The 21,843-nt window shown below is 40.5% G+C and carries 22 protein-coding genes; 16 read left to right on the top strand and 6 right to left on the bottom strand.

The annotated features are described in order from the left end of the window. Positions 1–25 precede the first annotated feature (25 nt). From HME9304_RS13460 to HME9304_RS13380, 16 genes are all read left to right on the top strand, one after another. A complete protein-coding gene (locus tag HME9304_RS13460) occupies positions 26–5,953 on the top strand; it encodes an RHS repeat-associated core domain-containing protein (RefSeq protein ID WP_112379077.1) in 5,928 nt (1,975 codons plus the stop codon). Positions 5,954–6,424: 471 nt separating this feature from the next. Then, positions 6,425–7,741 (top strand): RHS repeat-associated core domain-containing protein, encoded by a 1,317-nt coding sequence (locus HME9304_RS13450; protein WP_123877500.1) that lies wholly within the window; start codon positions 6,425–6,427, stop codon positions 7,739–7,741. A gap of 11 nt (positions 7,742–7,752) precedes the next feature. Then, a complete protein-coding gene (locus HME9304_RS13445) occupies positions 7,753–8,268 on the top strand; it encodes a PH domain-containing protein (RefSeq protein WP_112379074.1) in 516 nt (171 codons plus the stop codon). Continuing rightward, positions 8,252–9,109, top strand: a complete 858-nt coding sequence (locus HME9304_RS13440) for an RHS repeat-associated core domain-containing protein (protein ID WP_112379073.1) — start codon at positions 8,252–8,254, stop codon at positions 9,107–9,109. Before HME9304_RS13445 ends, HME9304_RS13440 begins: the two co-directional genes overlap by 17 nt. Before the next feature lie 4 nt (positions 9,110–9,113). Continuing rightward, positions 9,114–9,611 carry a hypothetical protein gene (locus HME9304_RS13435; protein ID WP_112379072.1) on the top strand — a complete coding sequence of 166 codons (498 nt, stop codon included), beginning with the start codon at positions 9,114–9,116 and terminating at the stop codon, positions 9,609–9,611. 57 nt (positions 9,612–9,668) lie between these two features. Next, positions 9,669–10,592 (top strand): RHS repeat-associated core domain-containing protein, encoded by a 924-nt coding sequence (locus tag HME9304_RS13430; protein WP_112379071.1) that lies wholly within the window; start codon positions 9,669–9,671, stop codon positions 10,590–10,592. Beyond that, on the top strand, positions 10,592–10,831 hold the full coding sequence (locus HME9304_RS13425; RefSeq protein WP_112379070.1) for a hypothetical protein: 240 nt from the start codon (positions 10,592–10,594) through the stop codon (positions 10,829–10,831). The genes HME9304_RS13430 and HME9304_RS13425 overlap by 1 nt, the downstream gene beginning before the upstream one ends. A gap of 37 nt (positions 10,832–10,868) precedes the next feature. Continuing rightward, positions 10,869–11,375 carry a hypothetical protein gene (locus HME9304_RS13420; protein WP_123877494.1) on the top strand — a complete coding sequence of 169 codons (507 nt, stop codon included), beginning with the start codon at positions 10,869–10,871 and terminating at the stop codon, positions 11,373–11,375. Positions 11,376–11,632: 257 nt separating this feature from the next. After that, positions 11,633–12,253: a hypothetical protein gene (locus tag HME9304_RS13415; RefSeq protein ID WP_112379068.1), complete on the top strand. Its 621-nt coding sequence runs from the start codon at positions 11,633–11,635 to the stop codon at positions 12,251–12,253. 249 nt (positions 12,254–12,502) lie between these two features. Continuing rightward, complete coding sequence (locus HME9304_RS13410) at positions 12,503–13,219, top strand: hypothetical protein (protein ID WP_112379067.1); 717 nt, start codon at positions 12,503–12,505, stop codon at positions 13,217–13,219. A gap of 2 nt (positions 13,220–13,221) precedes the next feature. Further along, entirely contained in the window at positions 13,222–13,914 is a 693-nt protein-coding gene (locus HME9304_RS13405) for a fibronectin type III domain-containing protein (RefSeq protein WP_123877491.1), read from the top strand. Then, positions 13,911–14,366, top strand: coding sequence for a hypothetical protein (locus HME9304_RS13400; protein ID WP_112379065.1), 456 nt, complete (start codon positions 13,911–13,913; stop codon positions 14,364–14,366). The genes HME9304_RS13405 and HME9304_RS13400 overlap by 4 nt, the downstream gene beginning before the upstream one ends. Then, entirely contained in the window at positions 14,363–15,628 is a 1,266-nt protein-coding gene (locus HME9304_RS13395) for a hypothetical protein (RefSeq protein WP_112379064.1), read from the top strand. The genes HME9304_RS13400 and HME9304_RS13395 overlap by 4 nt, the downstream gene beginning before the upstream one ends. Positions 15,629–15,651: 23 nt before the next feature. Then, entirely contained in the window at positions 15,652–15,954 is a 303-nt protein-coding gene (locus tag HME9304_RS13390; protein ID WP_112379063.1) for a hypothetical protein, read from the top strand. Further along, a complete protein-coding gene (locus HME9304_RS13385) occupies positions 15,941–16,408 on the top strand; it encodes a PulJ/GspJ family protein (RefSeq protein WP_112379062.1) in 468 nt (155 codons plus the stop codon). Before HME9304_RS13390 ends, HME9304_RS13385 begins: the two co-directional genes overlap by 14 nt. A gap of 1 nt (position 16,409) precedes the next feature. Beyond that, positions 16,410–17,549 carry a type II secretion system F family protein gene (locus HME9304_RS13380; RefSeq protein ID WP_112379061.1) on the top strand — a complete coding sequence of 380 codons (1,140 nt, stop codon included), beginning with the start codon at positions 16,410–16,412 and terminating at the stop codon, positions 17,547–17,549. Between the two features lie 133 nt (positions 17,550–17,682). On the opposite strand, the gene HME9304_RS13375 is transcribed toward HME9304_RS13380, so the two are convergent. Genes HME9304_RS13375 through HME9304_RS13350 form a run of 6 tightly spaced genes read right to left on the bottom strand, consistent with a single transcriptional unit; the run spans position 17,683 to position 21,778 of the window. After that, complete coding sequence (locus tag HME9304_RS13375; protein ID WP_112379060.1) at positions 17,683–18,465, bottom strand: ABC transporter permease; 783 nt, start codon at positions 18,463–18,465, stop codon at positions 17,683–17,685. Beyond that, the gene (locus HME9304_RS13370; protein ID WP_112379059.1) at positions 18,458–19,162 is read right to left on the bottom strand and encodes an ABC transporter ATP-binding protein; all 705 of its coding nucleotides are present in this window, start codon (positions 19,160–19,162) and stop codon (positions 18,458–18,460) included. The genes HME9304_RS13375 and HME9304_RS13370 overlap by 8 nt, the downstream gene beginning before the upstream one ends. Next, on the bottom strand, positions 19,149–20,396 hold the full coding sequence (locus HME9304_RS13365) for a nitrous oxide reductase family maturation protein NosD (protein WP_112379058.1): 1,248 nt from the start codon (positions 20,394–20,396) through the stop codon (positions 19,149–19,151). The genes HME9304_RS13370 and HME9304_RS13365 overlap by 14 nt, the downstream gene beginning before the upstream one ends. After that, on the bottom strand, positions 20,396–20,689 hold the full coding sequence (locus HME9304_RS13360) for a cupin domain-containing protein (protein WP_112379057.1): 294 nt from the start codon (positions 20,687–20,689) through the stop codon (positions 20,396–20,398). The genes HME9304_RS13365 and HME9304_RS13360 overlap by 1 nt, the downstream gene beginning before the upstream one ends. Before the next feature lie 22 nt (positions 20,690–20,711). Further along, positions 20,712–21,137, bottom strand: coding sequence for a nitrous oxide reductase accessory protein NosL (locus HME9304_RS13355; protein ID WP_164674843.1), 426 nt, complete (start codon positions 21,135–21,137; stop codon positions 20,712–20,714). Positions 21,138–21,148: 11 nt separating this feature from the next. Then, positions 21,149–21,778 carry a hypothetical protein gene (locus HME9304_RS13350; RefSeq protein ID WP_112379056.1) on the bottom strand — a complete coding sequence of 210 codons (630 nt, stop codon included), beginning with the start codon at positions 21,776–21,778 and terminating at the stop codon, positions 21,149–21,151. Positions 21,779–21,843: the final 65 nt, after the last annotated feature.

The raw sequence follows: 21,843 nt of genomic DNA, 5'->3' as shown, positions 1-21,843 counted from the left end.
AAATATATACCCAAACAAACACATTATGAGACTTAAATTAGTTTTAACTACTATCCTATTGGCAGGTATTCTGCTGGCAAAGGCCCAGGTGACGCCAGCAGAAAAACAGGCGCTGCAGGACCTCTATAATGCCACAAACGGCCCCAATTGGGCCACGGAAACGGATAATTTTATAGGAGACGAATGGGATTTTAATGATATCGTTACCAACGATTGGTACGGGGTCACCGTACAAAATGGCCATGTAACGGAACTTGATCTGGAATTCAATGAGCTAGAGGGAATTATTCCTCCCAGTATTGGAGACTTGGTTCATCTTACACTGCTCAATCTATCATTAAACGAACTCTCTGGAAGCATTCCCAGCGAAATTGGGAATTTATCAGAATTAGAATTTCTATATCTTTTTTGGAATAATTTGAGCGGTCCCATTCCTCCAGAACTGGGCAATCTTTTAGCTTTAAGCAAACTTAGGCTCACCAGTAACGACCTTACAGGTCCCATTCCTCCAGAGTTGGGCAATCTGGAAAGCCTTACCACACTCAGCCTTGCCTCCAACAAGCTTAACGGTTCCATTCCCGCAGAACTGCTGAACAATCTTTCCAACCTATTATATCTTAGTCTACAAAACAACATGCTTAGCGGTCCTATTCCCCCAGGGCTGGAAAATTTGACGAATTTGGTGACACTTACCCTGCAGACCAATGAATTTGATGGGACAATACCTCCTGAATTGGGAAACCTCCAAGACTTGGTGGACCTGAAGCTCGGAGGAAACAATTTATCGGGCAACATCCCACCGGAGCTGGCAAACCTAACGAACCTCTCCCAACTCTCATTGGTCAATAATCTTCTTGAAGGGTCAATTCCTTCAGAACTCAGTCAATTATCGAATTTGTTTTCTCTTTCGTTCTATAACAATAAGCTTAGCGGACACATACCTTCCGAACTGAGCAATCTTTCGGTTGTTATTTTCGACGTTTCCAACAATAAAATTGAGGGTCCGATACCCCCGGAACTGGGAAACTTGTCAACACTAGTATATCTTAATCTTCAGGATAATCTAATCGATGGGCCTATACCTGCAGAGCTTGGAAATCTTTCCAACTTGGAACAGTTGGATATCAATTCCAATATGCTTAGTGGACCCATTCCCCCTGAACTGGGTAATCTTATTAACTTAGAAAGACTTTCACTTCATAATAATTCGCTAAGTGGAAACATCCCTATGGAATTGGGCAATCTTTCCAATTTGGCAAGTCTTAGTTTTCAATCCAATGAACTAAGCGGGACCATTCCACCGGAACTTGGTAACTTATCGAACCTGAAATATGTTTCTTTACGCCACAATGCATTGGAAGGTGCAATTCCTCCAGAACTGGGAAACCTAAATATCCTCACAACTCTTATCCTTGATAATAATAATTTAAAAGGTGCAATTCCTCCAGAACTGGGAAACCTAAATATCCTCACAACTCTTATCCTTAATAATAATAATTTAAGCGGTAACATTCCCCCAGAAATAATCGACCAGATTCCCATCTCATTTTTCTCGACCGAAAACAATAAATTCGATTTTGGCAACTTGGAATACACTTATCAGAACTTCAATGGAAATTCATTAAGTTACGACCCCCAGCAAAAAACCGATCAGCCCGAGGCACTACAAATTGTGGAAGGGGAAGACATTACTTTGACCACCTCCATATCCGGCACACAAAACCATTACCAATGGTTCAAGGATGGGCAACCCATTAACGGCGCACCGGATTCCCCAGACTACGAAATCGCCAACTCAAGCCTACAAGATGCCGGTACCTACCATTGCGTTATGACCAGCGACATCATAGACGACCTCGTCCTTATAAGACACAATATTGACTTGACCGTGGATGAAGATCCAAATCAACCGGAACAGCCAGAACAGCCGGAACAACCGGAAGAGGAAAATTGGAACATCATCACCGTTTGGGATTATGATATGGAAACCAATCTTAGGGGAAACACAAGAAGATATTATAACGATCTGGGCAAGCACGTACAGACACAGAGTTGGGATGTGGTCACCAATGCCATCTGGGGCCAAGTGACCCTCTATGACTACCAAGGAAGGGCGGCCCTGTCCACCCTGTCCGCACCCTTGCCCGGACAGCTTCAGTTTCAGTACCATCCCTCCATAATTACGGATGACCAAGGTGGGGAATACAATACGGCAGACTTTGATATAGACCTATTTGATCCCAGTGCCGTGAACGGCGACGGGCCACTGGCACAATATTATAGTGGGGCCACCTCGCACCAATATCAAGACGTTACCCCCTACCCTTTTTCACGCACCGTTTTCAGCGAACTCAATCCCGGTACCGCCCGTGCCCTTGTCGGTGGCAATAAAGTGGACACCAATAAAGATAACAACATAACACCGGAGGATGGATGGGCCCAAGCCTATAGCTTTACCATGCCCGCCTCCGATGAACTTTCCATGGAAACGGCCTTTGGGGAAGCCCAAGCCAAAGGGGACACGGACTATACGAAACTAAACACCCTAAAGACCGTTACACGCGATGTACACGGGAACGAGAGCGTAGTCTTTCTGGACACCGACGGAAAGCTGTTGGCAGCGGCAAGGTCCGGCGATAACGGAGAGGTCTCCGAACACATGATCCCTATAGGAGCCCAAGGCTATGTGGACATTCATATTCCCCAAGGAGTGGATATGGGAATATGGGTCAGTGACGATAGTGGAATCACAGTTTACAACCTGATTACCGATGCGTTGGAACAGACCCCCATGGGCAACCTCCCCCCGGGTTTTTACAGGGTGGCCGTGGATGAACCGGAAAACTATGAGCCAAACACCATTTTTGTAAGGTACTTTGTCAATTATTACGATTATAGTCTCAACAAATACGATAAAGCAAACAGGTTGGTGGCATCTTACCAGCCCATTGAAGATGCAAACGGGGACAGACTGGTCACCACCTACGAGTACAACACCTTGGGGCAGCTTTTACGTACCACCAGCCCGGATGAGGGCACCGCCGAGTTCAAATACCGCAACGATGGCCAGATACGCTATTCGCAGAACAGCGAACAGGCATTGGCGGACGAAGTATCCTATACCGATTACGACAATTTTGCCCGCCCTGTGGAAAGTGGGGTGCTTGTCAATGTCAATTTCTCCAATTTGGACCCTGATGGCTCCCTGCCACAGGCCGTTAAAAAAGAGACCATGGCCACAAGCTATGACTTTTTGGATACGGAGGACAATAATTTTTTGGTCAACCTGGACCCGGACCACCAGCACCCCTCCTTTTTGGCGGGCAACGTGGCCAAGACGGCCAATGACCGATCCACCACCTATTACAGTTATGATGGCTATGGCAGGGTAAAGTGGCTGGTACAGGATATTGAAGGGCTCGGGCCAAAAACTATCGACTATGCTTACGAACCCCTTACCGGGCAGGTACAAAAGGTCATCTACCAAAAGGGCCAAGAAGACCGGTTTGTCCATCGCTATACCTATAACGACCGGGGCCAACTGGTACGGGTGGAAAACTCCGTGGACGACAATACTTTTGAACTGCACACAGAGTATCTTTACAACGATGCCGGTACCTTGGTGCGTAAAGAAATTGCCGATGGGGCGCAAGGGCTGGACTATGTGTACAACCTTGCCGGGCAGCTCAAGAGCATCAACCACCCCTCGCTAGATCCCGCACAGGATCCCGGTGGTGATGCCAACGACCTTTTTGGCATGCAGCTGGACTATCATTTGGGCGATTACCAACGTACCGAAAACAATAACATTATTACCGCTACCCAAGGCAACGACCAATTTAACGGCAACATTAAGGGCATACGGTGGCAGACCCAGGTCAACGGCTCACAGGAAAGCCAATATGTATACAGCTATGACCGAAACAACTGGCTCACCGCGGCCGATTTTGCTCCCGGTGCAGATAATGACAATGCATATGATCTAGGGAACATTACCTACGACGCCAACGGCAACATACTGAGCTTGTTACGGAACAAGGGGAACAACGGGGGCAAGACCCATATGGACGACCTTACCTACAATTACGACATAAAACGGCCCAACAGGCTAAGCTGGGTGGACGACGATGCCGGTGACGTGGACGGTGCGGACGATCTGGGCGATCAAAAAAGTGGAAACTACATGTACAACACCATAGGGCAGCTGGTGCGCAACACATCTGAGGATATTGCCTATATTTATAATGCCAGCGGACTGGTAACGGAAGTGCAGAAAGAGGGTGAACCCCTGGTAAAGTTCTTTTACAACGACAGGAACCATAGGGTGCGCAAGGAAAACTATGAAAATAATATATTGACGGGCAGCACCTACTATGTACGCGATGTGGCGGGACAGACAATGGCGGTGTACAGCGATGCAGGGGGCAATTTGGTTCTGGCGGAACAGCCCATTTATGGTGCAGGACGCGTGGGCGTTGCCTACAACGGAGCGAACAACGCTAAAAACTATATTTATGAACTTACGGACCACTTGGGCAATGTACGAGCAGTATTTATGAAAAATGGAAACGATGCCAGTTTGGAGGGATACACCGACTATTACCCCTTCGGTATGCCAATGCCGGGCAAGAGCCTGCTGGGAGCCGAGGGCTACAGGTATGCCTTTCAGGGACAGGAAAAGGACCCCGAGACCGGGAAGGATGCCTTTGAGCTGCGGTTGTGGGACAGCAGGATTGGGAGGTGGTTGACGACGGATCCTTATGGACAATATAGTTCGCCATATCTAGGGATGGGGAACAATCCTATCTCAATGATTGACCCAGATGGTGGTTTTGCCGACGGATGCTGTGATGACGATTGGGTTACCACGGGCCCGAACCAATTGGACGGTGTAACAGTTTTAGGTATTGATAAATCTGGAATGAGCGATACAATCAACACCATTGGAGATGCGAATAACCTTCTAAGTTTAAGTGTTGGCACCAGTAATTTATTGATGCCCTTGGACAGTTACACAAACGCATTAAAAAGCAATAGATTTATTGCTAATTATGGTGGTCAAAATTTATCATGGAACACAAATTTTTATGGAAACCAGTCCGTATCTAGAAGTTTGGTGAACCAAGCAAAAATCAATACCCAAGTGTTGGGAGCGGTTGGAAAAGGTTTAGATATAGCAGGTAAAGGATTTTTCTATACACAAACTGCAGTAAATCTTTATAACTTGAACAAAGCACCAACTGTCGAAAATGGTATTACATTTACACAAAATACAAGTTTAGGTGTAATCGGTACTTTTGGAGGCCCTGCGGGGTTTGCCATGGCAGTAAGCGTTGAAGGAGTTAAGCTATATGCTAATAGCAGTATGGGTCAAGCTCACACAAGAATAATGCAAAATGCCGTGAAAAAAGCCGAGGAAGGTTATGTTGTTACAGGTAGAAATGGTAATAAAAAAAGAATTAAACCCATGTTTCCAGGCTCTTGTTTTGTTAAGGGGACTAAAGTGTTGATGTCAGATGGTAGCGAGAAGAATATAGAGGATATTGTTGTGGGGGATGAAATTATGAGCGTTGATATAGATATGATGATTATCGAAAAGGATATTGTTGTACAAATACCCGATTATGTTAAAAAATATCGAAAAATTGTGGCTACGTTTTCAAACGGGACAACAAATGACTTTTCACCTGCTCATCCATATTGGGTGATTGATAAGGGTTGGTGTGTTTTTGACTTGAAAGAGGCCGAAACCGAGTTGTCATTTTCTGTTAAACAGTTAGAAGCAAATGATACGGTTTTCTATTACGATAATGGAACACTAAAGAGAGCTATTATAAAAGAGTTGAGAGATACAGGTGAATATGTGGATATGTACAATGTTGAATTTGTAGAGAAAAACCATACATTCTTTGCTAACTCGATATTGGTTCACAATAAAAGGATTGATGATTAATGTACCGTTTCACGTTTTATTATATATATAGGTCATTGCTGAACTCAAAGAGTTTAACCCCTGTCACCACATCCGCAATGATAATAGGGGTTTTGATGGTCTTTGTTTTTTCTTTGTTGGATTTTGTAATTGACAAATTATTTGGGGCCAGCTTTTTCGATTATGTAGGTAAAACTATCTATATTATAGGGTTTATCTCTTTGATGGTGATAAATATTGTATTTGTTTATACCAAAAACAGATTTCAAAAAATCATCTCTCATTACGAGAATCAATCCGATGATGAGCATAGAAAAAATAGCAGGGTTTTATTAATCGTTATTATAATTCTTTTTTTATTGACCTTGGTAGTGCCTTTTTTAAGGTAGTCTTCACAACGAAACCCGATAAAACTTATAGATTAACCACGGCAGCGATGCCGGTGACGTGGACGGTGCGGACGATCTGGGCGATCAAAAAAGTGGAAACTACATGTACAACACCATAGGGCAACTGGTGCGCAACACATCTGAGGATATTGCCTATATTTATAATGCCAGCGGACTGGTAACGGAAGTACAAAAAGAGGGTGAACCCCTGGTAAAGTTCTTTTACAACGACAGGAACCATAGGGTGCGCAAGGAAAACTATGAAAATAATATATTGAAGGGCAGCACCTACTATGTACGCGATGTGGCGGGACAGACAATGGCGGTGTACAGCGATGCAGGGGGCAATTTGGTTCTGGCGGAACAGCCCATTTATGGTGCAGGACGTGTGGGCGTTGCCTACAACGGAGCGAACAACGCTAAAAACTATATTTATGAGCTTACGGACCACTTGGGCAATGTACGAGCAGTATTTATGAAAAATGGAAACGATGCCAGTTTGGAGGGTTATACGGACTACTATCCTGGCGGGATGGCGATGCCCAGCAAGCAGATACAGGACGCAAACGCGTATAGATATGGGTACCAAGGGCAATATGCAGAAAAGGACGAGGAAACCGGGTTGAACGCTTTCGAGCTCAGGATGTACGATCCGAGGATAATGCGGTGGCTCTCCCCCGACCCCTATGGGCAATACAAAAGCCCCTATATAGGAATGGGCAATGACCCTGTCAACCGTGTAGATCCGGATGGCGGTATGGACTGCCCGAATCCGCCCTGCCAGAACGGGAATAGCATTACCGAAGGGTTCACCTTGGCCGAGGTTACGGTAACTGCCCCAAATATCTCGAATGGCATGCAAAACAATTTTGCGTTACAATCCCAAATGAACAATTCCTTTTTCAACATGAACGACATCAACAGAGGACTAATGGGCGCAAAGGCCATAAATGCAACATACGGCACCATATTGAATGACTATTTGAAAGAAAGCCTTAGAGCCAAGAGCTTGACGGAGGTCGCTACAAAGGAGCTAAGGGCAGTGCAGACTGGAACAAGAGCTCTAGGAAGGACTTTAAATGCCGTGAGCTTTGTTTCAAACACTGCTCAATTGGTCAATGGAGATATCGGAGTAGGAAGGTATTCCTATAGAACGGTCGGGATAGGCTCATCGATTTATGTGACCTCCATATATGGTGGTTTGCCGGGCCTTACGGTAGGCTTGATCTATGCAGCCGGAGAATATACCTATGATGGGATTATGTACGACAGGGCCTATAACGTAGAGGCCAAAGCAAGCGATGTACATATGGACATACACGGGAACGTGGAGCAGAACACCCAGAGCCTGTCCTCGGAAAATCTTGAGTACTATCTGTCAGGTGGGCAAATTAATAGTAATAATTTTAACTATTTTTAGAACGGACAGTTTTGGAGTTTACTATTTCTAACCATCGAAAATACAGGTATTTATATAAACCATTACTTATTGGTTTAGCTATAGACCTTATTCTGTTAATTATAGGTATTTGGTATTACGACCTAAATTTTGAAAAAGCTTTAAAAGTGCTTTTGGCTTTACTAGTTGGTCAGTCAATTCTATCCTATATCCCCTTGTTGACATTTTACTGGAACTATTGGAAAGAGAATAAGGATTCAGTTTTAGAGATTAACCCAGATTCCGGGACTTTTGTTTTCACCGGCGAAAAGAAAATTATTGAATTTTATAGGGAGGACATTGAAAAGGTCATCCTGCACATGTCCATACCTGCCCGTCACGGGAGGACCATAATTCTGTTCTGGCACGATTTCTTCTACGCAAAAATTTTCACGGCCAAAGGGGACATCATCGTGACCTGCCTGCTCTGCGACACGATCACCGAATACGTCCCGGAGGACAAGGTGGAAAAAACAAGTTCACATTTTGCCCATGCGTTTCCAAAGTAGTGCCTTCTGGATGCCCATGCCCTCCAAGAGCCTGCTGGGAGCCGAGGGCTACCGCTACGTGTTCCAGGGACAGGAAAAGGATCCCGAGACTAGGAAGGAGGCCTTTCAGTTAAGATTGTGGGACGGTAGGTTGGGCAGGTGGCTCACCACCGACCCTATGGGCGAATTCGCAAGTCCATATCTTGGAATGGGCAACAACCCGATTCTTTATGGAGACCCTGATGGTAGGGACATTATCATTCTCAATTCAAGTATGGCTGTTGCCGGTCTTGGCCACATGGCCGTCTTAATAGGGAATGATAAAGATGGTTGGAGATATTATTCTAAAAATGGAACAGCCTCACACGGTCTATATGGTATATCCGACAGTCCAAATGACGGAGCAGGGGCTTATGGTCCAGATAATTTATCGGGCAATGACTTCAGGAAAACAGGATTGACCGCATCACAAGTGATGCGGATTGTAAACAATCGCTATATGGAAGACCATCCAGATGGGGAACGATATGATAATTATATAAGAGTCAATACTACACCCCAGCAAGATGCATTGGCAGCAGAGGCAGCATACGCACAAGTATATTCATATTATTCAGTGAGCCCGGGACTTTACAATAATGGGGATGATTGTGGTGGTTCTTGTCTTGATGTCGCACAAGATGCCCTAAGGGCAACAGGGAAAAATTTCACAAGGCCCAATTTCGGGAACATTCTACCAAACGAATGGTTCATTAATTTTGGCTGGTTCAACAACAATGGAATGTACAATTTGGTACCAAGTCCTTTGACTCCGTCAGTGGAAGTTGGGCGAGGATATTTTGGGGCCCCGATAAACGATTGATTACATGAAAGGTAAAAAAATATTCTTGAAAATATTGGTAGTAATGGGAATTTTATTACTGGCTCCCATAGGTCTATATCTATATTTTACAGGAGGAAAAGGAGCCTATAAAGTAGGAGGAGGATTAGGGTATTCAAGAACCATTAAAGAATCCAAAGATAGAGGGGTATTCATGTATGAACTGGATTACCAAATAGACCCTGATACAATTAAAATCAATGAAGGTGTCACTTTTTTCATTGAAAAAGGCTTCAGGTATGGGGAATGGCGAGCTAGCGACACTGATAGCTTGAGGGGAGATGAGAACTTTAAATACCAAACAAATACTGATTTTAAGGGAATAAACAATGTATACATAGGAAAGTATCGTAGTGTTGGAGGGGGAAATAGATTTATAGAAATCCCAGATACAATTTATAGAGGAATATACACCTTAAGAAGCCCCCCGCACGATAGCATCTATGAAGTGGGAGAACTTAAACTGTTCAAGAAAAAGGAGTAAGTAAATTTAAACTATGTCTCGATTGGTAAATTCTTGGGCAACGTTAGGGCGGTCTTTATGAAAAACGGCAACGATGCAAGTCTTGAAGGTTATACGGATTACTATCCTTTCGGGATGCCCATGCCCGGAAAGAGCCTGCTGGGGGCTGAGGGCTACCGCTACGCGTTCCAGGGACAGGAAAAGGACCCAGAAACGGGGAAAGAGGCCTTTGAGCTACGGTTATGGGACAGCAGGATTGGAAGGTGGTTGACAACGGATCCTTATGGACAGTACAGTTCTCCTTATCTAGGGATGGGTAATGATCCAATAAATGGAATCGACCCTGACGGGGGCTGGAAATGGAAACTTTTTGCAAAATGGGCAAGGAATAGAGCCATAAAGGCAGGGCTTGAAGTTGGTGAATTGTACAAAAGCGGAGGAGAATGGGGCTTCAACACTTCCTCTGTTACCAGTGGGTTTACAACAGATGCCGATGCAACAGTAACTTTCAATTTTACAAATGCTTGGAAAAATGATCTACCTGCAACTATAACCGCACATGAACCTAACTGGGCGGAAAATTTACAAACCTTTGCAGAGTACAACCCTGCACTTAATCAAGTGCCAGGAGGTAAAGTTGGTTTTGATTTGGTTTATGGTATCGCTGATGATGCATATGTTTATGGTACAAGAAACTTCACAAAAAACGGTGGAAGGCATTTGACAGGTTTTGGAGCTACACCCAAGGAAGAGTTCAATGCAGGACTAAATACTTTTTTGACTTTTACACCTAGTCCTTTAAAAGGTTTTAGGGTTACAGGGCCCAAATTGAATGTTGCTACGTTCGGCACTACTTTTAAGGGGACATTCTTGACCAAACTAAGCCCAAGAACAAGAGGAGATATAATTATCAATATAAACAAAGCCACCGACCAAATTCATGGAAAGAGACTAATGAATACTTTAAAATCACAGGCCGAAAAATTAAACAATAATAACTAATGGATATTTTTCAAATAATTTTTGGAAGATTTGTTGTTGAACTTATAGGTGCTTCTATTAGGTATGTTGTTGCCAACATCATAAACAAAATCAAAGGGAAAGATTTTAAACCGTTCTCCAAATTTTGGACTCCAGACGGTAGTAAATACAAAAAACTTGAAACAGAATCTGCGAATAGAATTGCAGCTCTTTTTGTTTTTGTAATTCTCTTAGTATTAATTTTTCATTTTGGACAGTAGCGGATATGCTAAGGAAGCAACTGGCAAAAGTAAATTCTTGAATAAACTAGTATGCAACATAACCGAGGATATTGACTATATGTACAGTACCAATGGCTTAGTCACCGAGGTACGGAGCAGCGGCGACCCCGTGGTGAAGTTCTTTTACAACGACAGGAACCAAAGGGTAAAGAAGGAGCACTATGCCGCGAACAATTTCCACTATGCCACCACCTACTACGTACGCGACGTGGCGGGGCAGGTCATGGCGGTATATAACGACGCCACGGGAATCCTTAACCTTACGGAGCAGCCCATCTATGGGGCGGGAAGGATCGGGATAGCCTATAACGGTGCGAACGACGTTAAAAATTATGTGTATGAAATGACCGATCATTTGGGCAACGTTAGGGCAGTATTTATGAAAAATGGAAACAATGCCAGTTTGGAGGGCTACACGGACTACTACCCCGACGGGATGCCCATGCCCGTAGTAATCAAAATCAGGTTATGGAAAGTAGACTTTTATAGCCAATTGAGTATTGAACCTAAAATTTTATCCTGATTATCTATTCAATCCCATAAGGATTTCCATACTTTGTAATTATTGGTTAAATTTCTTAATAAATGAAGATGTTCCGACAGGATTTAATCAAGATATAAAGATTACCCGTAAACCATCATAGGCCAAATATCAATTCATACGGCACATCCGTAAACTATACTCCTACACTTAACAATCAGATAGGTATACTTGTAAAAAAGAGATGATTCACTATATGCGAATCATTTTACAGACACTAATACCATTAAATTAATTGAATGAAGATTGTTAAAATCACCCTTCTGTTTATTGCGGTTTCTTCTTTAACAAATTGTGCATCCGGCTACAAATTGATCGAACCAAAATCCATTAACTATATTTCAATGAATGAAATTGAAGATGTCAGACTTGAATATAAATATGACTTACTGGATAAAAAGTATGCAAAAAAAGAAACAAAAAAAGGAGTGAAACTAGTAGCTATTAAAGTCACCAATAACTCTGAAAAAGATTTAATGTTCGGAAGAGATATAAAATTGAGTTATGAAAATGAAAACGAAGTCTATGTAATGGAAAACCAAAAAGTATTTAAAACACTGAAGCAAAGTCCTGCTTCTTATCTATGGTATCTACTTTTAACACCTGTAAATTTTTATGTAACAGAAACCAATTCAAATGGTTTTCAACAGGAAAGGAGTTCTACACCAATCGGATTGGTTTTAGGTCCAGGTTTGGCAGGGGGAAATATGATAGTAGCAGGTTCGGCCAATAAAAAATTCAAGGAAGAAATGTCGGAATACAATATAAACGGAACGATTATAAAAAATGGTGAAACTAAATATGGATTGATCGGAATAAAAACAGATTCTTTTGATGCACTAAAGTTGAAAATTGAATAAAAACATTATACATCAACGCGTAACAATGATTGCTGCGAATCAGACTATGCACAAATTCACTCGAAGTTGTTGAAGTCAATGTTAAACGAAAAGTCCATATATAGAACAATAATTTAACATTGTAGTCCACGAGACAACTAATTTTGAATTTTTTTTGATAAAATAGGTCACCGACGGTTTCCCTTTTGTTTTCTTGAACAGCCCTTTGCATAACTAAAAAACATTAAAATCTCAAACAGAATCCTACTTATGAAACCTATATTCACTGCCATACTCATGACATGTGTGCTCTATGGCTGCGGTCCTTTGGGCCAATTGAAAAAAACAGATGCTCAAATACCCTTCATCGGTGCTATTGGAAAGCACAGTTCCGTTTTTTTTACAAAGAATTTCCAAAAGGTGGGAGAACCTACTTTGGGAGAACCTATACCTATCACTATACAGTCCCTACCCCTCAGTTCTTCGATGGCAACCAAGTACAATAGGTATGAAAACCAACGTGGAAAAGAACCTTTGTTCAACAAGAAGGACACGATAACCGTCCAAACCCGATACTTCCAAGCACAGATCAGCGATGCTATTAGCCTTACTAATCAATTAAATCATCCAAACAATCGAAAAGTTAAAGAGTATCTCCAGAATGATAAAGATTTACTGATTTTGACAAGTATCTCCTTTATAACAGATATTGAGACAGAACAGCGCATTAGGACTGCGGAACATTCCTTTGTTGATGAGATAGATGGGGCTTTAACCTTGGTACTTCAAAATGGTAGGATAAAAACCCAGATTAACTTGTCCTCCCTTCAGGTTTTTGACTTCGAAACATCTGGACTTTGTTGGAAAAAAGACAAAAGAAACCAATTGCAGATTGCGGCAATACTAGTCACGGGAAATTCCTGTCCCGGAAAAACGGAGAAAGATTCAAATAAATTGGCCATAAAACGCTCCCACTTAAAATTATGAACATGCGAAGAATTAATCATAGCATCATGGTGGCAGTCCTTATTTTGGTAGGTTGCGAAGATATTTTGGAAGAACCGGATATTTCTGGGCAAACCGTCACGATTCTGGCTCCAATGGATGACAGTATATTAACTACCAATACCGTAGGTTTTCATTGGGAAATTGTAGAAGATGCCACATCTTATAATGTCCAGATTGCCACTCCAAATTTTGAAAATGCCATCCAACTGGTTTTGGACAGCGTGGTAGCTGTGGATACCTTGGGCCAAGTGACTACCCGAATCGATAAAAATCTAAAAAATGGTACATACCAATGGCGCATTAAGGCATTTAATAGTGGTTTTAAAACCGGTTATACCTTGACCTCTTTTCAAGTCAACGGGAATAAAGATTTGGATTTAGTACCACCCAATATACCTCAACCGACTGCCCCTGCGAATGAAATTGTCCAAGCCGAGAGCGAGGTAAATTTTTCTTGGATACGAGAAGAAATTTCTGGTACGGCCGAACGGGACAGTATTTTTATTTTCACTGATGATTCACTGCAAATTTTGGTCACTAAAGCTTTAGGTGCAAACAAAGCCTATAGCACTATTCTAGCAGAAGGAACTTACTATTGGTTTGTACAGGCGTTCGATACTGCTGGTAATGAAAGTGATATAAGTAAGACTTTTAATTTTACCATAGGCAATTGAAAAAACAGACGAGGACATACCTGCTTCTTGGCATAGTAGTGATTGTATGGGGAATTATAGGTTTCAAAGTGGTTGGCGTCCTTTCGCCAGAACCCAAGCCCATAGTAGTTACAAAACCTATTCCCAAAATGCAAAAACCCGAAAGAAAAAAGGATACGTTCAGTTTGATAGCCAATTATCAAGATCCTTTTTTAGGAGTCTCACCTTCTCTGAAAAAAACCGTGAAAAGAACTATTAAAAAGACTCCAATGGTCAAAAAGAACATTGTGTACTCGGGTATGGTTTCCCAATCGGGAACCAGTAAAGCGCTATACTTTGTATCTATTGATGGAAAACAACATATTATCTCAACAAAAGAAGAAATAGATGGTGTTAAGCTATTACGGGGAAATGGCGAACACATTATCCTAAAGTACAATGGGATTATGGAAACTATTGCATTGACAGAATGATCTGGCCAAAAAAAGTCAAAGCAGGTGCACTGCAGTTCGTGCTCTTTATCGGTACTATCATAGCAGTATTACTATTGTCGTTTGTGCTGGTCTCGTATTCCCATATGCTTTTTAAAAAAAAGACAAATACTACCATTGCTTTGATACAGACTACTGACCAAAAGTTCGAACATCTCTTTACAACTTCTTCCTCCCAAGAAGCTTTTAAAAACCCAAAAAATAATACTTTGGGTATAAGGACAAATGTTCAAAGTAGTTATTGGGGACTTATGGAATTGCGTAAGGTTACCTCTAAAAAAGGAAAGCTTACGTTCACAAAAATAGCCCTGATGGGAAATGCCGAAAAAGAAAAGCCTGCCTTATATCTAAAGGACAATCAAAGACCCATGGTTGTTGCAGGAGATACCAAAATTATAGGGACATCCTATCTTCCCGAACAAGGTATCAAAGTTGGGAATATAGGTGGGGACGGGTATACAAAACCCCAATTGGTTTATGGAAAACAACTCCGAAGTAGGTCAAAATTACCTCAATTGGGGCAAACGGTCAAAAATCAGCTTAGCCGACTAGCTTATCCTTACTTTGAACCCAGAGGAGTTGAGGTGAAATATAAAAAAGGTATAGTGCTCAAAAACAGCTTTATGGAAGAAACCCTAACCATCAAGGGCCACTCTTTAAATTTGGAAGAATTGGAACTCACTGGTAACATAACAATATGGGCTGCCCGTAAAATAACGGTTCATAATTCTGCTAAGCTGCAAGATGTAGTTTTGATAGCACCTTATATTGAAATAGGCGATGGAGTACAGGGATATTTTCAGGCCATTGCCAGCGAACACATTAAAGTGGGCAAAAGCTGCCATTTGGATTATCCTACCGTTTTGGCTGTCAAAAAAAGAAAGGTTCCAGATAATGAACGAAATCATTTTGTCGAACCTGAAATCATTTTGGGAAGTAGGTCATCGATATCAGGGATGTTGCTTTATCTGGATGAAAATAAAACGAAAGCGTTAAAGGCCAACATCAAAATAGAGGAAAATGCAAAAGTGACTGGCGAGGTATATTGTAGGCAAAACTTGGAACTTAAAGGAAGCGTTCACGGGAGTGTGATCACTAATTTTTTTATCACATTGGAAAACGGTAAAATCTACCAAAACCATCTATTCAACGGAAAGATAGAAGCTTCACTCCTACCGCAGGAATACGGGGGGTTGTGCATCGAAAATAAACCTGCCAATCAAGTAATGAAATGGTTGTATTAAATCGATTAAAATCATCAACATTGATGGAAACCCTAGTGGCCACTGTACTCATTGTTATCGTATTCATGGTTGCAAGTATGGTACTCAATTCGTTGTTTGTAGGAAGTTTTTTGCATAATGAAAATCAGGTACGCGAGGAACTGTTACAGTTGCAATACCAATACCAATATGGAAAACTGGAAATCCCCTATAATGATGAGGTTGGGGCTTGGAACATAGCGGTCAAAAAAGAAGACTGGGATACTTTCAACAACATTATCTTTTCAGCTTCCCATAATGAAAGTAACGCAAAAATAACCTTTGAAGTTCTGGATGAATTGGATTAAAAAAACAAAGGCGTTTACTTTAAACGAAATGGTGGTAGTGTTGTTGATTACCACCTTGGTAGTGGGTATGGCTTTTAGTGTGCTCAGATTGGTACAACAGCAGATACATGGCATATCAGTTAATCATCAAAAAAATACAGAAATCAATTTATTTCGGCAAAGTCTTTGGATTGATTTCAATCAGTTTGATACTGTATGGTGGAATGCCAACCAACAGCAATTGTGGTTCACTAATGAAATCAGGAAAACAGCTTACAAATTTCAAGATGAATTTGTGATTAAAAATAGAGACACTTTCCACATCAAAATTATGAACAAGTCCAGTTATTTTAATGGTGAATCTAAATTCTCCGGCGAGATTGACGCTATAGATATTTACATGACTGGAGAAATTGATGCAAAACGGATTTTTGTGTTTAAAAAAAATTCGTCGACCAGCTATATAAACCAATAAGATGGGATTCAAATTAGAACCGACCTTAAAATCTGAAACAATAGGGAAGTCCGAAAAAAAGGGACTTGAAAAGTTGTTAAAAAGCGAAATAAATCTTTTTGGGACTTTTTTCAACAACAAACGAAAAGAAGAGTTTTATAGTGAAATAGCCTTGCTTTTAAAGGCTGGAATACATCTACGTGAAGCTCTTGAACTTCTCAAAACAAATCAAAATAAAGAAAACTTACAACAATTTTACTCCCAAATGTTGGATGAGCTGGAAGCAGGCCAAAGTCTTTCTGAAATCCTAAGAATTCGGAAGGAATTCTCCGAATATGAGCAGTATTCAGTACAAATTGGTGAGGAAAGCGGAAATTTAGTGAGAATTGTCCATGAATTAGCAACTTTCTTCGTCCAGAAAAATGAGCAAAGACGGAATTTGGTCAATGCACTGACCTATCCCCTTATTATTTTGTGTACGGCTATCTTGGTTGTCGTATTTATGCTACGCATGGTGGTACCCATGTTTGAGGATATTTTTAGACAAAATGGAGTGGAATTGCCAACCATTACGCAATGGATTATTTCAATTTCCAATTTCATCAAGAACTATGGTTTGTTTATTCTCTTGATCTCAGCTTTACTGATTATCCTGAGAAAAACAATTTTAAAAATAGGGAAACTTCAAACAAAGTGGGACTATTTTGTTCTCAAAACCCCTTACGTGGGGAATTTTATCCGTTCCGTTTACTTAGCTCAGTTCACCCAGGCCATGGCCTTGTTAACAGCTTCCAAAGTTCCTATGCTCTACAGCATCCAAATGGTAAAGCGAATGATCAATTTCTCACCATTGCAGAATACGCTTAAAACCATGGAAACTAAAATGATGCAAGGTACAAATCTTCATGAAAGTTTTAATGGAAACAATATATTCGACAATAAAATGGTATCCTTGATCAAAGTAGCTGAGGAGACAAACCAAACGGAGTTCATTTTTGAGAAACTTAACCAACAATATGTTTTGGAGGTTCAACAAAGGTCAAAATTATTAGCAACTATAATGGAACCTTTGATTATAGTCATCATAGGAATATTTGTTGGTGTAATTTTGGTATCCATGTACTTACCCATGTTTAAACTGAGTGCTGTTCTTGGTGGCTAGTTCAAAGTAATTTTTTATTAGAATCTGCATAATGGAAATAGAATTAAAGCTTTGTAAAGAAACACGCTATTTCAAATGTCCTAAATCCAAGATATTGTGATAGTCGCTATTCTACTGCTAGAATTTAACTACATCAGAAATCTTTTTTCCTGGATTTAAAAATCAGCCGCCAGATGGGTAATAGTGTCCAAAGCACCAACATAGCAATCGAAACAATCAAACCCTGTTGTGTTCCGAAAAAGGTTTTGAAAACTGCCCCTGTATATCCCAATAATGCAGAAATATCAAGTTTTAATAAAATCAAAATTCTTGAAAGGTCGATTGGGTTCAATGTTGTAGCGACTATTGAGAAGGTGTCCAATGGATATTCCTCAAAAACGATAAGCGACATCAGAAAAAGCCCATCATAGATTACGGCCAAAAAAAGCCAAAGTAGAACGGCATATCCGAAACCCTTTATTTTATTCTCATTAGAAAGCCCTATGTTAAAGGAAAGTGCCGTAAAGATGAAGGTCAAAAACGCTCCTGTAACCAACAACAGTGAAAAATCGAAAATAGCATTGCTCCTCAAAAGTCCGTACAAAAGAAAGGGAATACCAAGACCTAACAACAGACTAAGTGTTAACGAACCTGCCACTCCCAAATATTGACCCAGAAAAATTGAGGAACGTTTTATGGGCTGTGCCAATAATAATTCTGTAAATTCTTTGGAATTATAGTAATACATAATCCCAAAAATAGTCCCGATAAGCGGTACCAATACAATTATGACATTCATTAAAGTAATTATAGCCTTGGAAACATCATTATTCAGAAACAACAATACAAACCCTAGGCACAGATAAAAAAGAAAGTATACATAGCTCCATCGGCTACGGATAAGATCATAAAAACTATACTTTAAGATTTTAAGCATTGGCGACAGTTAGTGTGGCAATTGCACGTTCTACATCATTTTGGCCGGTTTGTCGTTTCAGGTCCTGAATACTTCCTTTAAAATAAATATTCCCTTCCAGCAGATAGACAATTTCATCAGCTACCTCTTCCACAAATTGCATAATATGGGAGGTGACCAAAATGGTCTTTCCTTTTGTTTTTTCTTTCTGAATCAGTGCTTTCAACCTTATTAAGGCCGCGGGATCCAATCCTGTCGTTGGTTCGTCCAAGATGATCAAGGGACTATCGAACATGAGCGTCATGACGATATTCACTTTTTGCTTTGTTCCACCGGATAATGTAGCTAAACGTTTATCTAAAAAGGGTTCAAGTCCAAAAAGAGAGACCAGCTTCTTTTCCTCGCTAGGTAGTTGTCTTAGGTCCTTTATCATTCTGATCAGCTCTTTCACCTTAAGGTTTCCTGGAAAGTTTGCTATTTGTGGCAGATATTCTATTTGCCTACGGTACTTCCATTGATTTTTTATAGCTGTTCCTGAAATGGAGATGCTGCCCTTATTGGGAATCACCATTCCCAAAATACTTTTGATCAAAGTGGTTTTACCCGAGCCGTTGGGTCCCAGGATAGCTATAATACCACCTTTTGTTATTGAGAGGTTTAGGTCTTTCAGAACCTCGTTCTTACCAAATTTCTTATGTAGGTTTTCAATCTCTATCATGGTATCTTTTCATTCTTGGATGGGCATCCAAAAGTTTGTCAGGTGTAAAAACAGGCGAGACCTTCTCTGAAAAATCGATAATATCCATAAACAGGCTACGCAGCAATACAATGGTTTCGGGAGTGCGGTTCACAATATAGGAGAACAGTTTTACAGGTCTATATGGCACATCCCCTATCCCGTTTTTGTCCAAATCATATCCTGTATAATTGCTCCAATAATTTTCATCAAATACATTGTCGTTCAATTTACTGTTGTACGAGATATCAAAACTGTTGTTCAAAAAATTATTGTTCTTAAAACTATTGGTATAGCATGCTCCTAAAATTTTGATGGCCCACCCATTTCTTATAAAATCATTATTGCTATAGGTTATCCTATTGGAGCCTTCTATATTGATGCCTACCGTATTTTCTTCAAAGGTATTGCCCGATATTTCACCGTCGTTGATTTCCTTCAACAATATTCCATAAGCAGCCGTGCCCCAGTTTTTCCGAAACGTATTATCCAACATTTTTATATGTTTGGAGAACATGACCGCAACTCCAGCACCGTTATTCTCGAAAGTGTTATTGGTATAGACATCATGGTTACTGAACATAAAATGGAGTCCATATCTAAGGTTATTGGTACTGCTGTTATTGTTGATGGTAACGTTGTCCGAGAATTCGAGGTAGATACCATCGCGGGTACCTTGAACAATATTACGGTCTACAGAAACATTGTGGGAGTACCACAATTGGATTCCATTACCGGAATTATACTCGTCTTTGGCATCACCAATAATCTTATTGTGATATACTTTTCCGTTATTGGATTTTTCCAGATAAATCCCGAAAAATAATTTTTCCAATACGAGATTCTGGATTACAAAATTTTCACTTTTCACCACGCGTAATGCTGCATAATCTGTTGTGTAACTGATTCCGACATTTATAAGAAAAAATCCATCTACAGTAACGTTATCCGAAATGATTCTGATTATCTCTCCCTTTTTTTCTCCATCTACAATGGGATAGTTTTCACCTTTTAGCGTTAAGGGCTTGTCAATAACAATATTGAATTCTTTATAAGTTCCTTTTTTAATGAGAAGCGTATCATAATCCGATGCCACCCCTATACCCTCTTTAATGGATTTTATGGAACATGTTGGGCAGACCACTATGGTTTTACCATATGTTTCTCGATTACAAAGTAGAAGAAATGAAAATAAGACAATGTAGGTTTTTAACATTAGCGGATAATCAAAAATTTAGAATCTTGTAATGCTTCTACCCAATGTTCCGTGTTTTTGGAGAAACTTATTTTTTGCTGGCTTTTTAAGCCTATAGTATTTTTTTCAATATAAAAGGTGATGTGTCCTTCCATTACTATCAAATGGGCATCTTTGGGCGATTCATGTGCTGGGAATTTAGCTCCTTTTTCAAGACTGATGCTCAAGATTTCGAATTCATCATTCTTTACCAGTTTTTTTATCTGAAGCCCTTCAAATTTTTGAATCATCATTGTATTATCAGTTTCGATCATACCATTCGAATTTTACTATAAATTACTTAAACCTTTGTTTGAGCTGCTGCCAAGTGAACAATTCCCCATCGCCATGTTTTTCAAGTACTGCTCGTGCTTCATCTTTGGTTGCGAATGCGGTTAGATATTCACCCATAGGACTGGGTATGGCTTTGGAAATTAAAAATGTGGCTTCGGTTACAGCAATAAGTTTCCCTGGGGCATTATAATCGTTAGTGAGCATTAACTTAACGATTTCTTGATCGATCTCCTTAAGATGGTTGAGCATGCATTCCGTAGCATCAAAATTGAATACCTTTCCTTTTTTGGTTACCATTTGTGCTGCGTGCTGTTTGTCCACAATTGTCATCTTGCAATAATGACACCCTGCATCACCGTAGGCTATTGGTTTTGGACCAACAGAACAGGCTGCTACTAACATCAGTGATAAAGACATGATTTTTTTCATATAAACCGTAATCAGTTTTGTTGTTTTGTACCGTTTATTTTTTTATACCTCCACCCTAAATAACCAGCTATCAGTGTTAGGCACATTCCAACAAACATGAGATAGGCTCCTAGCCTTGGATAGGAATACGCATCAAAATTCAACATTTTTTGATGTCCCAACAATGGTGGTTTATAGCTCATGGGCGTTCCATCCGGATTGGCTAATTTCAGAATTGCCTTTGGGTCGAGGTTTGTTCCATAATCTACCAACCATGCGTTGAAATCATACATCCCCAAAACACCAAGAGCGGACATTAAAATAAACCACCCGAAAAACCATTTATAGGATATTTTATTGGTGTATCCCAAAACCCCAAGGAGTACGCCCAAAAATACCATTACCCCAATAACCAAGGGAAACACGGTGAATTCCCACATATCCTCTGGTTTGGGCAACGTCTTCATTCCTATATAATGGTTGAGTCCATCAATATTTTGGATATCGAATTCATTTTGTCCTTGTAGGCCGTTAATGTAAATATCGATTCCCAAAGGTTCTGGATATTGCGGTGCCCCTAACTCGATGTTCCATAATGGAAAAACAAAGAGTCCCAATAACAAAACAGAGCCTAAAATCATTAATAAACTAGCCTTCTTCATTATATAAGGTTTCAGGTAGAATAAATTTTATGTATGCATGAATCTAGATTTAAAAAAGCGGGCAG

Origin of the sequence: Flagellimonas maritima, from assembly GCF_003269425.1 — a bacterium.
GTDB classification, from domain to species: Bacteria; Bacteroidota; Bacteroidia; order Flavobacteriales; family Flavobacteriaceae; genus Flagellimonas; species Flagellimonas maritima.
Note: the sequence above shows the minus strand (reverse complement) of the source record. Positions and strands in the feature narration are given on the sequence as shown.

Bases quoted from the DNA above. Each gene is read 5' to 3' on its own strand.
- HME9304_RS13460 (WP_112379077.1), top strand. From the start codon at position 26: ATGAGACTTAAATTAGTTTTAACTACTATCCTATTGGCAGGTATTCTG.
- HME9304_RS13450 (WP_123877500.1), top strand. From the start codon at position 6,425: ATGTACAACACCATAGGGCAACTGGTGCGCAACACATCTGAGGATATT.
- HME9304_RS13440 (WP_112379073.1), top strand. From the start codon at position 8,252: ATGCGTTTCCAAAGTAGTGCCTTCTGGATGCCCATGCCCTCCAAGAGC.
- HME9304_RS13435 (WP_112379072.1), top strand. From the start codon at position 9,114: ATGAAAGGTAAAAAAATATTCTTGAAAATATTGGTAGTAATGGGAATT.
- HME9304_RS13430 (WP_112379071.1), top strand. From the start codon at position 9,669: ATGAAAAACGGCAACGATGCAAGTCTTGAAGGTTATACGGATTACTAT.
- HME9304_RS13425 (WP_112379070.1), top strand. From the start codon at position 10,592: ATGGATATTTTTCAAATAATTTTTGGAAGATTTGTTGTTGAACTTATA.
- HME9304_RS13415 (WP_112379068.1), top strand. From the start codon at position 11,633: ATGAAGATTGTTAAAATCACCCTTCTGTTTATTGCGGTTTCTTCTTTA.
- HME9304_RS13410 (WP_112379067.1), top strand. From the start codon at position 12,503: ATGAAACCTATATTCACTGCCATACTCATGACATGTGTGCTCTATGGC.
- HME9304_RS13405 (WP_123877491.1), top strand. From the start codon at position 13,222: ATGCGAAGAATTAATCATAGCATCATGGTGGCAGTCCTTATTTTGGTA.
- HME9304_RS13395 (WP_112379064.1), top strand. From the start codon at position 14,363: ATGATCTGGCCAAAAAAAGTCAAAGCAGGTGCACTGCAGTTCGTGCTC.
- HME9304_RS13390 (WP_112379063.1), top strand. From the start codon at position 15,652: ATGGAAACCCTAGTGGCCACTGTACTCATTGTTATCGTATTCATGGTT.
- HME9304_RS13385 (WP_112379062.1), top strand. From the start codon at position 15,941: ATGAATTGGATTAAAAAAACAAAGGCGTTTACTTTAAACGAAATGGTG.
- HME9304_RS13380 (WP_112379061.1), top strand. From the start codon at position 16,410: ATGGGATTCAAATTAGAACCGACCTTAAAATCTGAAACAATAGGGAAG.
- HME9304_RS13375 (WP_112379060.1), bottom strand. From the start codon at position 18,465: ATGCTTAAAATCTTAAAGTATAGTTTTTATGATCTTATCCGTAGCCGA.
- HME9304_RS13370 (WP_112379059.1), bottom strand. From the start codon at position 19,162: ATGATAGAGATTGAAAACCTACATAAGAAATTTGGTAAGAACGAGGTT.
- HME9304_RS13365 (WP_112379058.1), bottom strand. From the start codon at position 20,396: ATGTTAAAAACCTACATTGTCTTATTTTCATTTCTTCTACTTTGTAAT.
- HME9304_RS13360 (WP_112379057.1), bottom strand. From the start codon at position 20,689: ATGATCGAAACTGATAATACAATGATGATTCAAAAATTTGAAGGGCTT.
- HME9304_RS13355 (WP_164674843.1), bottom strand. From the start codon at position 21,137: ATGAAAAAAATCATGTCTTTATCACTGATGTTAGTAGCAGCCTGTTCT.
- HME9304_RS13350 (WP_112379056.1), bottom strand. From the start codon at position 21,778: ATGAAGAAGGCTAGTTTATTAATGATTTTAGGCTCTGTTTTGTTATTG.